Source organism: Mucilaginibacter gossypiicola (genome assembly GCF_900110105.1).
GTDB classification, from domain to species: Bacteria; Bacteroidota; Bacteroidia; order Sphingobacteriales; family Sphingobacteriaceae; genus Mucilaginibacter; species Mucilaginibacter gossypiicola.
Genome location: NZ_FOCL01000002.1, coordinates 519,227 through 532,788 on the forward strand (window position 1 = coordinate 519,227; position 13,562 = coordinate 532,788).

Here is a 13,562-nt window from a genome sequence, read left to right on the forward strand (position 1 = left end):
AAGTTTAGCAAACCAATCATTAAACCTAAAGTAAATGAAACGCATTCTTCTATTGCCGCTTTTGCTGCTGGCCTGCTCTGTCATCGCTCAAAATAAAAACCTTGATATTGTTGTTACCGATGCAGGGAAAGTATCAGGCTTCACCAACCAGGGTGGCGATGTTCATATTTATAAAGGTATCCCCTTTGCAGCTCCGCCAGTTGGAGATTTGCGCTGGAAAGAACCTCAGCCGGTAAAACCCTGGGACGGCGTAAAAAAATGCACTGAATTTGCAGCCAGCCCAATGCAGGGCAAGCCGGATGCTTTTGGGGTTTACACGCGCGAATTCCTGATCCCCTATGAGCCCATCAGCGAAGATTGCCTTTACCTGAATGTATGGACCGGTGCTAAAACATCGTCAGAAAAGCGACCTGTACTGGTTTACATTTATGGCGGAGGCTTTGTAAGCGGCGGTGCTGGCGTACCCATTTATGATGGAGAGGCCATGGCTAAAAAGGGGATCATATTTGTGGTTATTAACTATCGTGTAGGGATCTTCGGCTTTTTTGCCCACCCGGAATTAACTAAAGAGTCGCCGCATCACGCTTCCGGGAATTATGGTTTGATGGACCAGCTTGCTGCGTTGAAATGGGTAAAACAAAATATCGCTGCTTTTGGTGGTGACCCGGATAAGGTTACAATAGCCGGGCAGTCGGCCGGGTCAATGAGTGTAAATTGTTTGGTGGCGTCGCCATTAGGGAAGAACCTATTTAGTGGCGCAATTGCCGAAAGCGGGGCCAGCTTCATTAGTCCGCGGGGAAATGGTGCTTTGAAGGAAGCGGAGGAGAACGGCGTAAAAACAGCTACGGCGTTAGGCGCAAATTCCCTTGCCGAATTACGGAGCAAACCAGCTGCCGAATTGGTTGGCAAAGGCCAGAGCCGCCCGGTTATTGATGGTTATGTTTTACCCGAAGCCATAGCCGATATTTTTAATGAGCATAAACAAAACGATGTGCCGGTACTTACCGGCTGGAACGAGGACGATGCCTTTATTGGCACACTCAAAACCGCCGAAGATTATAAAAAGGCGATTGGCATTCAATATGGGGCCGACGCTGATGAGTTTTTGAAACTTTATCCCGCGGCATCGGATCAGGAGGCCGCCACATCGCAGATCAGGATCAGCAGGGATCAAACTTTCGGGATCCAGAACTATACCTGGGCCAATGTGCAGAGCGAAAAAGGGAAGTCGAAAATTTATGTTTACCGTTTTACCCGCCGCCTGCCGGCAACTGCCGATTTTGTTAAATACGGCGCTTTTCATACCGGTGAGGTTGCTTACGCCTACGATAACCTCAAATTTCTGAACCGCCCATGGGAGCCTGTTGATCAGCAGCTGGCTAATACCATGAGCACTTATTGGGTTAATTTTACCAAAACCGGCAACCCTAATGGAAAAGGTGTACCAATATGGCCGGCCTATACAACCAACGACAATAAAATAATGATCCTGGGCGAAAAGCCGGGAGCTAAGACTTTACCGGATAAGGCCGCTTTGGATTTTATGGTAAAGCGGGCGAGCGGGAAGTAATATAAGATTAATTTGTTTGAACTTAAGGGTAAACGCGTTTAAATCCATTAGTAACAGGGGCTCCTACGGAGCCAAAACAGACTGTTATTTTGGCTACAAACATGGTACTCCTACGGAGTTCTATTTTAATTGGTTTCTCTCATCCTAAAAAAGTTTAAAGACTTTGAGATAATCCTGTTATGTATTTACCGTGCAAACACAACTCCGTAGGAGTACCATGTTTGTAGCAGTGTTTTAAAATTTCAGATTGGCTCCGTAGGAGCCTCCTGCTTTAAGCATGATTTCCCAAATGTAATCTCCTTTACTATCCATCATGGCATAATTAAAATGGGGTCATGCTGAGCTTGTCGAAGCATGGTGAGTGGGCCCCTGCGCGCGAGTCTTCGACAGGCTCAAACTGACCGCCCCTTTTGTCATTTCAGCTTCGGAGTCCGCCGGATTTAAATACTCCATCTCCATACACTTCCCCGCCTAAAAATTACCGCAATTGTAAGTTAGTTTATTAATTTAATGCCTAATTTGTTGGTTTGCAAATCACAAATGAAAAAACATCTTTTAAACCTATGCCTTTCCTTAATTATAACTACTGCTTACGGTCAGCATAAGGCAGTTGATAAGGTGCTTGATTCCTGTATTAAAAAAAGAAACTTTAACGGGGTCGTTTTAATAGCCCAAAACGGCAAGCCCGATTATTTAAAATATACAGGCTTGGCAAACAGGCATTATAATATTAGCTTCTCCCCCAAAACAAGGTTCCAGATCTTTTCTGTTACAAAAACATTTACGGCGGTGCTCATTATGCAGCTATATGAGCAGGGCAGGATCAACCTTGATTCAACCATATCGGCATACTATCCCGAGTATCAAGGAGAAGCAGCGCATAAGGTAACCATCCGCAATTTGCTTACTTATAGCAGCGGCAGGTATTTAAAAGAAATGGACCCTAAATTTATTCCTGAAGCCTATGATCAGAATTTATGGCCTGTAGATACCTTCATTAACAGGTATTGCTCCGAAAAACTGATTGATACACCAGGAGCGAAATTCAATTACAGCAACGGCGACTTTATTTTGTTGGGCAGGATCATCGAAAAAATTTACAAACAGCCATTTGATGCTGTTTTGAAAGAAAAGATCCTGGCCCCGCTTAACATGGATAATACCAATTACCTGCACCACGAGGATATTGTTCCTAACCTTGATGAAGGTTATTACAACAAAGCAGGCAGTGTTGATTCTTTAATTATGCCTACCTATCACTATATCGATAATCATTTCTCGGCAGGGGCCATGTATTCAACACCGCAGGACCTGCTCACTTTTGATCAGGCCATATTTAACCATACACTATTGAAAAAGGCTACTGTAGATTTGATGCTGACATCCTATCCCAAACTTGGCGATGTTGCATTTGGCTTTTGGGTATACCCGCGAAAAATAGGGAAGTCGAATACCATTTTTGCCGAGCGGCAGGGGGCGGGATATGGAAACGAATCAAACTGGGTGCATTTAATAGATAAAGGGATAACCCTTATCCTGCTGTCGAACACAGAAACAGCCGATTTAAATAAGATGAGGTTAGATGTTCTGGATGCTTATTTAAATTATAAATAGAGCCTATTTATTGATTCTGAAAATTTGATAGTTGTACATGATCCTTTCCAGGTGATAATTACTTTTAACGAGATTGCTTACAAAGGCGCGCAAATCGGTATCAACCAGGTTTTGATATTCGGGAAACATAGGGACCAGGATCATGGCCGGTTTATTTTTTTGTAGATCCTGGTAAAAGCGAGCCTTTGCTATTGGCGTTTGAGTAATATTAAAATAAATGGTAGGTGATAATCTTTCCGAATAAACCTGTACCTGGGTACCAAAGCTGTGCACCAGCACCAAATCTGTACTATTAGTATGTGCTTTGATCCATTTCCCCAATGCTTTACGATCTCCCTCCGGTGGATTTACATATGGGGCTTTGCCGTAAATTATGGGAGGTTCGGTACTACCTAACAAAACTTTCACATTAGCTATAGGCACAGCCATCGACGGAAAGAAAATGATACCAACCGCTAAGGCCACTAAACCAGCAGGTAACTTGTATTTTTCAACAAGATATGTGGCTGCTATTGCATTGATAAGTGACAGGGACGGCAACAGATCTTTTAAATGCACCACATCATAAATCCCTATCATATTAATGGCAGTAAATGCCATCACGCACCATAAAACCGGGAGATCTATTTTCCTTTTAATAAAAACATAAAGCAATACTAATGGGTAGAAAAGCACAAGCGGCGAGTAAATAAACCGGTGGCAAAAGCTGTCAAATTTAAAGGCGGCTGTATGGTCAGTCGCACTGCCTTTGCCAAAGTTATCTAACAATCCGTTTATCAATAACTGATGGAGATCAATGCCCGACAATGCGCAGACTATTATCAAAACTAACAAGCCTGATACCACACCAAGGCAAAATATCAGGATATCAGTAAAGCGTTTCCGGAACAGTGCATGGATCAAAATCGCGACTATAACAAAAGCGGCCGAAAGCCTGAAATCAACAGCAATGCCGGCAAGCAGGCCTCCGATTAAAAGGGCTTGTTTATTTGAGGCATTAATGTACTTGTACACTGCAACTGTCATAAACATTACCTCGTAGGTTTCGGTAAATGCTACATATTGGCCTCCTGTAGCATGCCATAGTAACGACAGACCGTAGAACAATAACAGTAACAAACCCGCTGTGTTGCCTGCCAGCTTTTGGGCTATTTTATAAAGATAATAGATCCCTATAGTTTGGCATAGTGTTGCCAACACCCTCGGAAACCAATAATTTACACCAAAAAGAGTATCCGAAAGGCCAAAAATGGCAAAAATAAAAGGTGATTTATTGTCGGCCCCGCCGGTATAGGGAACAAGTCCATGCCTGAACCAATTACGGCCGATATAATGCCAGATAGATTCATCGAACGATAAAACAAACCCATTGCTGAGCAGGGTAACTATCAACTGTAAGGCAGTAAGAAAAACGAGAATGGTAAGCGGATTGATCTGATACCTGGTTCCTGTGCTTTTTAAAGTGATATGCATTGGATTTAAATTTCAGCACATTGAACCGGTTAGCCAAATTATGAATATACTCCCATAATTACCTTAACAACTGTGATACAGTTACTTTCCAGCTAAACTTACAAAGTTTTTGAAACTCTGTAAATTTAGTTAAAAAGGAAAGTTGTTTAAAAGCGATAATTCACACCGCCCTCAACGGTGGTAACAGATACGCCCAAAATATCAGCAGCCGATTGAATACTTATTGAGGGGCTGTAACCAAAATTGATATCCAGTTTTTTACCGATGATAAACCCGGCCTTTGCAATTGGCGCAAACCAGGTACCACCGCTTGATGGTACTTTTTCTTCTTGAACCGAATTATAACCAGCTACGGTAGCACTTGACACCTGTTTTTTTACATTAGCCCCGCTATACCGCGAAAAATTAATAGCAGCACCGCCACCCGCATAAAATTTCAAATTACTGCCGTTAAAAAAACTGTAGATAAGTTGTGGCCTTAATGACACGCTTGTTTGGGTAAATGAATAAGTATTAACTGTTAATGCGCTATACTCAGAATCATAATTGCTGATCCGGGCTTTGATCATCTCCAACACCAGCTCGGTCCTGAAAACCAAACGACCGGTATTGGGATTAAAGGGCGCATCGATACCAAAAACCAACTCGGGTAGGTACGAGGCTTTTTCCACATCAGTAGTCCCGGCAAATGGATTGCTTGATCGGGTTACCCTGCTGGCATTTAAACCGATACCTGCGTACAGATTATACGTCCGTGTTCCGTTTTTCTTGATGGGGGCTGTGGTATCATCATTATTGATGATATTAATTATCCTGAGCAATTCATCCTCATTGTAATTGAGCACTACAATGCGGTCAATAATTTTAGTGGCATCATCAGCGTGGTATTTATTAGCAAGTGCGATAAGTTGTGCATAATAAATGTTTTTCTTTTTTAATGCTGGCGAATCTTTGTCGAGATAAGGCTGATACTTCAGTTCCTGTGCAGCGGCACCTGTTTTATTATCAGTGACATAGAACCTCGTTTTAAGTGCATCAGTATATGATAGCAACGATACGTTGGTTCCCTTTTTTATGATCTTTAAAAACACCTGATCGGTTTTAGAGCTTGTGTCAATCTCATCTTTAATCGTCTGGATATTTGTTTTGCCCAAACTGATAGCTACCATAGCTGATTGATAAGCTTCAAAACCGGAGATTTCGAAATAGCCGAGATCTGTTGGGTGGTAAGTTTGCGCCTTATCATTAAGCGTCTTTTTAAAGCTGATGTTATTAGGATTGGAATACCACTCTCTATAATTAATAAAACCATTAATGGTTTCGCCGTTATTGGTGATAACATATCCTTGTTTGTAATTGGTTTGGGCAGAGACGAATGATGGAAGCAGAAAAATTGCAAGTACCAGTGTGTAAAATAGCTTCATGAAATAATGTGATCGGTATAAGTTTATCGAAGACCCTAAAATACATTAATTATTATTGATTTTAAGGCATAAACTTCACCACTGTTAAATAGTGTGTTGCGGATTACAGGGGTAATTTTATAACCTTAACCGCATTGCCCCGCTCAAGCGAATGATGCTCCAGCCACTGACTTTGTTGCTGATCTGTCAACTTACCGGCCTGTAGTGCGACTATCCTGGCTTCAAGTCTTGCCAGGCACAGCTTCTTATTTTGTAATTGCGACCGGCTATCCATTACGGTAACCTGTATGCCGGTAGGCTTGTGTACACCGCGCACTGCTGTTTCAACCTTATTTACATTTTGCCCGCCGGGGCCTGATGACCGGATGGTTTCAAATACCACATCAGCAGGATCAAAACGCGTTTGCTCCGGAACATCAAATACCTCAACACCTACAAACCAATTTTTACGCTTATGCGCCGGTCGATAGGGGCTTTGTGCCGTCCACTGTATAGTTCCCTGCCAATCTCTCAACAGGTTTTCCAATTGATCACCGTCTGCCAATAAAGTAGATGACAGGAGTGTACCACTTTCGTCGCCCGATTTATCTTCGGTTACGGAGATCGCTATATTTTGTGCCTTTGCCTGTTTCAGGATCATGTCCTTGACCTTAACAACAACGCGGCAGCACTCTGCAGGACCTTTGCCTGCCGTAATTTGTATGATCTTTTTCATTATTCTTTATCCATTTTTACTATGCGCGGGTAAAACTTACCCTGTACTTCAATTAATTGCTGCTGGGCAGCCATCACGGTTTCGATGTTTTTATAGGCGGATGGGTTTTCTTCCAAACTGCCGCCAATTAGGGTTACCCCGGCATCGGTCAGCATTTTTTCGACAGCAAAGCAAGATATTGTTGAGGTGGCAGATTAAGCTCATTATCCGCGTAAAGTTCTATCAGCCCAAACTCCACAAAATGATTGCCGCTGCCCGATGAGCCCAGTTGCTTTACGGCTTTGCCATGCAGTTTTTTAAGCAGTTGTGTTTGATTAAACACCGGGCTATCCAATACTTCGTGATATTGTGATTTACTTAACCCGCCATCAGCTCCAAAATGAGTGTGATCATTTATAGCCTGTTTTACCTTGTGGCTATAACGTTTCAGGAAACGCTCATCAGCATCAATAATGGATAAAGCCATCCTGCAGCCGATATCCATACCAACGCCGTAAGGGATCACCGCATTTAACGGCAAGTACCCCGCCAATGGGCAGGCCATAACCACTGTGCGCATCAGGCATCAAGGCCCCCTGCAAACTAACCGTAAGTTTTAGGGCAAGCTCCATCTGTTTTATAGCGGATAACTCAATGTGTTCTTCGCCATAAATATTTAATGGTGCATGTTGATCCTTTAACTCGTAAGATGCAGTTACAGGTTCATTTTTATTGTTAATGAATGTTTCGGCTATTTTGCCGGTTATATCATTGTTTAAATAAGCATAGGGTTGTTGCCTGATCTTACTTAACAGATCAATTACCTCAGCTTTGCTGTAATGCTTAAAGTACCTGCCTGTTATATTCACTGCCAGGCTGCGCTGTTTATTATCAGCGTAACCTATTTGTGTTAATTCTTTTGTTTTTAAATTGCCCATAAGGGTATATCCTTTAATAGTCGAGGTATGCTTCTTTCGAAGCGTACTTCGGTTTGTTTTTAAATTCGTTAATGTATTTAGGCTGCTCGAAAAAAATGGACTTCCAATATTTATAGGTATTACCGCGCTTTATCCGGTTGATATACGGCCAAAGATTATCCCGCCTAATGCGGTTATCAATTTCACCAATTTGTTGTTCCAGTAGTTCGTCTCCGAGTTTTACCTGATAAATAAAATGAGGCTTAATAGCCAGCTCAAACCGCCATGGTTCTGTGAACACAAATCGAACTGTCCAATATTTGTATGGCTCGTTCCATATGTCTTTCCGTTCAAACAAGGCCTTCTCTTCGTCGGTGAGCTGCATTTTATTCAGGCGCCAATTATAAGGGCTAAAATCCTGCAGAAATTGAGGCCGGTTCAAATACTCGTAAGTCATTCTCCTCTTTTTCTTTACCTCAAATGTTTCATCGTAATGGTAAACGGCAAAATTTATTTTATTCAGCAATTCTTCGTAAAATGCCGCCTTCGGGGCACGCTTTTCTTTTGCAGTTAGCACAAATACCCGCTTCCAACCCTTTTGATATGGTTTTTCGAGAGGAACCCACGGTAATGCATCTTTTTGTAACAGCAACTTACCCTGAAGTTTATCAAGCCTGATCAGCTTTTTGTCAAACGCTTCTTTGGCCAAGCGCTTTTTTCTCCGTGCCGATTTTAAACGGTACGGCAAATCATGTATGTCCATCGGACTTTACGTGTTTAATTCTTTAAAATCTGTTGTGATTTTTAAAAGTTCATCCCCGGGTTAGGGATATACCCATTTTGAAAAGCGCAAGCCAAACCTTCAACGCGTAAAAAATCCGCAGACAAACAAACCCTATCGCCGGTTAAAACAAACCGATCAAATCGTCTAAATAAAACAAAAGAATTGCTGTCCACCTGTTAAAGGTGATGCACTAATGGGATATGGATGAGATACTCTGTAGCATAGTCCTTAAAATATTAAAGGGTTAACAATTAAGGAATTGCTGCAAAGATGCAAATATTTTTTGATTAAGGAATAAGCGGATAAATAAAAAGCGTCTTTGCGAGGTACGAAGCAATCGCGAACTGTACAGGGCGGACCTGTAAGTCGGGGATTATTAATAATTATAATTTGATTTTATAGGTATTAATGAGCTCCCTCTGGTCGGTTGTCTTCGTACCTCGCAATGACGCGCGTTTGAAGGTTTCTGAATAGCGAAAATCAGACTTACGAAGTTTTAAAAACTTCGTAAGTCTTGCAGTGGTTTTAACTTTACAATATAAACTTCGTGCTCAGGAAATTGGAATCGTTATCATTCACAATTTCGTTGATGATGTTTTTATTGGTTTCGGTCATTTTGGTGGTAACCAATGAGCGGATAGAGAACGATCTCAAAGCATCATGTACCGAAAGTGTCCCTTCAGCACTGTCTTTACGCCCGGTGAAAGGGAACACATCCGGTCCGCGCTGACACTGGCTGTTGATGTTTACGCGGCTCACCAGGTTTACAAAGGGATCTATCAGCGATGAAATTTCTTTGGCATCATTACTGAAAATACTTACCTGCATACCATGCGGCGAGTCAATCTGGTAAGTGATCGGTTCCTCAATATCCTCAAACGGAATTACCGGGATCACCGGGCCAAACTGCTCTTCGCGGTATAGCTTCATATTTTCATTAACAGGGTAAACTATCGCCGGGAAAAAGAACGAAGCAGATGTTTCGCCGCCGTTTTCGTTAATGATTTTGGCACCGTTGGCTAAGGCATCGTTTACAATATCTGTTAAATACGCCGGCTTGTGCGGCTCGGGCAGTGGAGTAAGTTTTACATCCTTTTCCCATGGCAGGCCGAATTTAAGTTTGGCAACGGCTTCGCTCAATAGTTTTAAAAACTCATCGGCAACTGCTTTGTGCACAAATATTACTTTAATGGCAGTACAGCGCTGGCCATTAAATGACAGCGAACCTAAAATACACTCACTTACCGCCTGCTGCAGATCGGCATGCTTGGTTACAATGGCGGCATTCTTGGCATCCAGACTTAAAACAGCCCTTAAACGGTTAATTTTAGGGTGACGCTTTTTAAGGTCGTTTGCCACTTTACTCGAACCGATAAAGGCCAGCACATTCACCTTGCCCGATGCCATCAGTCCCGGGGTTACCACGGCACCGCGGCCATAAATGGTATTTACCACTCCTTTAGGAAACGATTCCTGGAAGGCTTTTAACAGTGGGTAATGCAGCAGTGTACCGTGTTTAGGTGGTTTAAATAAAATAGTATTCCCCATAATCAGTGCGGGGATGAGGGTAGTAAAAGTTTCGTTAAGCGGGTAGTTGAACGGCCCCATGCAAAGTACCACACCCAGTGGTGAACGACGGATCTGGGCTACCAGTCCTTCGGCCATTTCAAAGCGCGATGACTGACGGTCGATATCCTTGAGGGCATCAATAGTGGCATTGATGTACTCAATGGTACGGTCAAATTCTTTAGCCGAATCGGCGTATGATTTACCGATTTCCCACATCAGCAACTTTACCACCAGCGTACGTTGTTCGCTCATTTTGTAAATGAAGCGTTCCATACATTTAATGCGGTCGGCAATGCTCATGGTAGGCCATTCGCCGCGACCGTTGTCATACGCTTCAAGGGCGGCGTCCAAAGCTTCAAAAGCTTCCTTTTCGGTACAAACAGGGTATGTACCTATCAGCTTGCGGGTAAAAGTACCATCCTGTCCCCAAAAACCAACGGGCGAGTAAACCTCGCTTACTTCGCCGTTCCAGGGTTTCATTTCGCCACCGCTCAGGTATTCGCGCTGGTGTACTTCTTCAATCTGAAATTCGGGGGGAATATTATTTTCATCAACAAAAATTGAACTGAGCTGGGTTTTAAAACTCATATTTTTTCAAGGGTTTGATTTGCCCTAAGATAAAAAAAGCCTGCTTTAACAAGCAAGCTTTTATGCGTTAATAAATTGTTTACTGATTTATTGCGAAGCGATGGTCTTTTGTTGAAAATCTATTTGAAAAAGTGTCCTTAAACATTAAACAATCCGTTGCGTTCCTGTTCCTGGTAATCCTGCACCGTTTCAATAGCGTTATCAATTACATCGCTCAAAGCAGTTATAAATGTACCGGGTTGGGCAAGGCTCATGGCGTGCTTAATGGCATCAACCTCTTTAGGCACTACCTCAACCTGTTTGTTAGGATCAACTGATTCAATTCCCTCTCTGAGTAAACCAATGATATTTTCGGCGGTACGGCCACGCAGGTGTTTCTCCTGGCGCAGAATGATATAATCAAACATTTCGGCCGATAGCTTGCCCAGTTCACGGATGTCATCATCCCGCCTGTCGCCGGTACCTGCTATAATACCAATCTTAAGCGGCGAATCGATATGCTTCAAAAACTCTTTGATACCGGTATAACCATCAGGGTTGTGGGCAAAATCTATCATGAACCTAAAATCTTTAAATTCAAAGATATTCATACGGCCAGGCGTTTGAGATGCCGATGGAATGAAGGTTTCGAGCGAAATCTTAATATCCTCTGTTTTAAATCCCCATAAAAATGTAGCCAGTGTAGCGGCCAGTACGTTCTCGATCATAAACGGCACGGTACCACCAAACGTAAGCGGGATCAGGATGGTACGTTGTACGCGGATTTTCCAGTCGCCTTTTAAAATGGTGATAAATCCATTTTCGCAGATAGCGGCGATGCCCCCTTTTTTGCAATGCGACTTGATGATCGGGTTGTTTTCGTTACGACTGAAATAAGCGATGTTACATTCGGCTTTTTTGCCAATGCGTACGCAATATTCATTATCGGCATTTAAAACGCCCCAGCCATCCTTTTTAACCGAATTTAACACTACGCTTTTCACCCTTGAAAGGTCTTCAAGCGAATGAATATCCGACAAGCCAAGGTGATCCTCCTGGATGTTTGTAATAACCCCAATATCGCAAAAGCCAAAACCTAAGCCCGAGCGCAGAATGCCGCCGCGGGCAGTTTCCAGTACTGCGAAATCAACCGTTGGATCTTTCAATATAAACTCAGAGCTAACCGGGCCTGTAGTATCGCCCTTCAGCATCATGTTGTTTTGAACGTAAATGCCGTCAGATGTAGTAAAACCCACCCTATGCCCGTTGTTTTTTACAATGTGCGCTATCAAACGGGTGGTAGTGGTTTTACCGTTGGTACCTGTAATAGCGATGATAGGGATGCGGGCCGATTTTCCGGCCGGGTAAAGCATATCAATTACATGCCCGGCTACGTTGCGCGGCAGGCCTTCGCTTGGTGCAATGTGCATCCTGAAGCCAGGCGCTGCGTTAACCTCAAGGATCACACCACCAGTATCGGTAAGCGGCTCGGTAAGGTTTTGCGCCATAATATCGATACCACAAATATCCAGACCAATGATTTTAGAGATCCGCTCGCAAATAAAGATGTTTTGCGGGTGCACATGGTCGGTAACATCAACAGATGTACCGCCGGTGCTCAGGTTAGCGGTCGACTTAACGTAAACAACCTCATCCTTTTCCGGAACGGTTTCAAGCGTGTAGCCCTTTTTGGCCAGCAGGTCGAGCGTATCACGATCTACCGTTATTTCGGTAAGCACATTTTCATGCCCATAGCCACGGCGTGGGTCGGTGTTTTCCAGATCAATCAACTCCTGGATGTTCAGCCTTCCGTCGCCGGTAACATTAGCCGGTTTACGTAAGGCCGCTGCAACCATTTTATTATCGATAACCAGCACCCTGAAATCAAAGCCAGTAACATATCGCTCCACAATGACACGGCGCGAGATTTTTGCAGCGTGCTCATAGGCTTCAATAGCTTCTTCTTCTGTCTTGATATTGATAGAAATACCGCGACCATGGTTACCATCAAGCGGTTTAAATACCAGCGGGAAACCCACCTTGCGGATAGCATCCGGCACAGCCGATGCCGATGATATGGTTACGCCTTTGGCTACCGGAATAGCCTGTTCCTGCAGCAGGCGTTTGGTTTCTTCCTTATTGCTGGCTATATCAACGGCAATACTGCTGGTTTTTTCGGTCATGGTAGCGCGGAAACGCACCTGGTTTTTACCATAGCCCAATTGCACTAACGATTGATTGTTGAGCCTGATCCATGGGATATCCCTTGCAATAGCTTCTTCTACAATTGATCCGGTACTTGGCCCTAAGCGGGTGTTTTCCCTGATCTCGCGCATTTGTTGAATATCAGCATCCAGGTTGTAATCTTCACCTTTGATGAGTGCTTCTGTAATGCGCACGGCCGATTCGGCGGCGAAAACGCCAACCTTTTCTTCCAGGTAAGCAAATACCACATTGTATACACCTTTTGTTTTGGTTTCGCGGGTACGGCCAAAGCCGGTATCCATACCGGCAAGAGTTTGGATCTCAAGCGCTATATGCTCAATAACGTGGCCCATCCAGGTGCCTGCTATTACCCGCTGAAAAAATCCGCCGGGTACGCCTGGCGAGCAGCGGTGGCTGTATAACGATGGCAGCAGCTTTTCAAGCCGTTCATAAAAACCATCAATTTCGTTAGAGGGGCGGTGCTCCATCTCCTGCAGATCAAGCCGCATTTGTATTAATTTTTTGCGCCTGATGCTCCAAATGTTGGGTCCGCGTAGTACCTGAATATTTTCGATCTTCATGTATGTAGAATGCTATTTTTTGTCAGTCTAATTTCTCCTTAAAACTATAAAACATAACACGGGAATAAAATTTTTGATGTCAAAAAGCCATTATTTATTATTAGTTCCTGTGTTTGTGCAGGTTTTTATCGTAATTTGTATATAGTTGTATTAAGATAATGTGA

Annotated in this window: 11 protein-coding genes; 2 read left to right on the forward strand and 9 right to left on the reverse strand. The window is 43.3% G+C overall.

Annotation, left to right across the window (positions count from 1 at the left end):
- Positions 1-34: 34 nt before the first annotated feature.
- Positions 35-1,570, forward strand: a complete 1,536-nt coding sequence (locus tag BMX50_RS07500) for a carboxylesterase/lipase family protein (protein WP_091209746.1) — start codon at positions 35-37, stop codon at positions 1,568-1,570.
- A 540-nt stretch (positions 1,571-2,110) separates the two neighbouring features.
- Positions 2,111-3,184, forward strand: coding sequence for a serine hydrolase domain-containing protein (locus BMX50_RS07505; RefSeq protein ID WP_208864662.1), 1,074 nt, complete (start codon positions 2,111-2,113; stop codon positions 3,182-3,184).
- 3 nt (positions 3,185-3,187) lie between these two features.
- Here BMX50_RS07505 and BMX50_RS07510 read toward each other — a convergent pair whose 3' ends face one another.
- The 9 genes from BMX50_RS07510 to cphA all read right to left on the reverse strand — a co-directional run bounded on the left by BMX50_RS07510 (position 3,188) and on the right by cphA (position 13,398).
- On the reverse strand, positions 3,188-4,657 hold the full coding sequence (locus BMX50_RS07510; protein ID WP_091209748.1) for an ArnT family glycosyltransferase: 1,470 nt from the start codon (positions 4,655-4,657) through the stop codon (positions 3,188-3,190).
- Between the two features lie 146 nt (positions 4,658-4,803).
- On the reverse strand, positions 4,804-6,081 hold the full coding sequence (locus BMX50_RS07515; protein ID WP_091209750.1) for a hypothetical protein: 1,278 nt from the start codon (positions 6,079-6,081) through the stop codon (positions 4,804-4,806).
- Between the two features lie 103 nt (positions 6,082-6,184).
- Positions 6,185-6,796 carry a peptide chain release factor H gene (gene prfH / locus BMX50_RS07520; protein WP_244280891.1) on the reverse strand — a complete coding sequence of 204 codons (612 nt, stop codon included), beginning with the start codon at positions 6,794-6,796 and terminating at the stop codon, positions 6,185-6,187.
- Positions 6,796-6,951: an RtcB family protein gene (locus BMX50_RS34870; protein WP_244280893.1), complete on the reverse strand. Its 156-nt coding sequence runs from the start codon at positions 6,949-6,951 to the stop codon at positions 6,796-6,798. The genes prfH and BMX50_RS34870 overlap by 1 nt, the downstream gene beginning before the upstream one ends.
- A complete protein-coding gene (locus BMX50_RS34875; RefSeq protein ID WP_244280895.1) occupies positions 6,945-7,262 on the reverse strand; it encodes an RtcB family protein in 318 nt (105 codons plus the stop codon). The genes BMX50_RS34870 and BMX50_RS34875 overlap by 7 nt, the downstream gene beginning before the upstream one ends.
- A complete protein-coding gene (locus BMX50_RS34880; protein WP_244280897.1) occupies positions 7,243-7,713 on the reverse strand; it encodes an RtcB family protein in 471 nt (156 codons plus the stop codon). The genes BMX50_RS34875 and BMX50_RS34880 overlap by 20 nt, the downstream gene beginning before the upstream one ends.
- Positions 7,714-7,726: 13 nt before the next feature.
- Positions 7,727-8,455 carry a hypothetical protein gene (locus tag BMX50_RS07530; protein WP_091209754.1) on the reverse strand — a complete coding sequence of 243 codons (729 nt, stop codon included), beginning with the start codon at positions 8,453-8,455 and terminating at the stop codon, positions 7,727-7,729.
- A gap of 552 nt (positions 8,456-9,007) precedes the next feature.
- Complete coding sequence (locus BMX50_RS07535) at positions 9,008-10,633, reverse strand: NADP-dependent glyceraldehyde-3-phosphate dehydrogenase (protein WP_091209757.1); 1,626 nt, start codon at positions 10,631-10,633, stop codon at positions 9,008-9,010.
- 137 nt (positions 10,634-10,770) lie between these two features.
- Entirely contained in the window at positions 10,771-13,398 is a 2,628-nt protein-coding gene (gene cphA / locus BMX50_RS07540) for a cyanophycin synthetase (protein ID WP_091209759.1), read from the reverse strand.
- Positions 13,399-13,562 lie beyond the last annotated feature (164 nt).

Coding starts and splice junctions, on each gene's coding strand:
- BMX50_RS07535 (WP_091209757.1), bottom strand. CDS start 10,633: ATGAGTTTTAAAACCCAGCTCAGTTCAATTTTTGTTGATGAAAATAAT.
- BMX50_RS34875 (WP_244280895.1), bottom strand. CDS start 7,262: ATGGCTTTATCCATTATTGATGCTGATGAGCGTTTCCTGAAACGTTAT.
- BMX50_RS34870 (WP_244280893.1), bottom strand. CDS start 6,951: ATGCTGACCGATGCCGGGGTAACCCTAATTGGCGGCAGTTTGGAAGAA.
- BMX50_RS07510 (WP_091209748.1), bottom strand. CDS start 4,657: ATGCATATCACTTTAAAAAGCACAGGAACCAGGTATCAGATCAATCCG.
- BMX50_RS07530 (WP_091209754.1), bottom strand. CDS start 8,455: ATGGACATACATGATTTGCCGTACCGTTTAAAATCGGCACGGAGAAAA.
- BMX50_RS07515 (WP_091209750.1), bottom strand. CDS start 6,081: ATGAAGCTATTTTACACACTGGTACTTGCAATTTTTCTGCTTCCATCA.
- cphA (WP_091209759.1), bottom strand. CDS start 13,398: ATGAAGATCGAAAATATTCAGGTACTACGCGGACCCAACATTTGGAGC.
- prfH (WP_244280891.1), bottom strand. CDS start 6,796: ATGAAAAAGATCATACAAATTACGGCAGGCAAAGGTCCTGCAGAGTGC.
- BMX50_RS34880 (WP_244280897.1), bottom strand. CDS start 7,713: ATGGGCAATTTAAAAACAAAAGAATTAACACAAATAGGTTACGCTGAT.
- BMX50_RS07505 (WP_208864662.1), top strand. CDS start 2,111: ATGAAAAAACATCTTTTAAACCTATGCCTTTCCTTAATTATAACTACT.
- BMX50_RS07500 (WP_091209746.1), top strand. CDS start 35: ATGAAACGCATTCTTCTATTGCCGCTTTTGCTGCTGGCCTGCTCTGTC.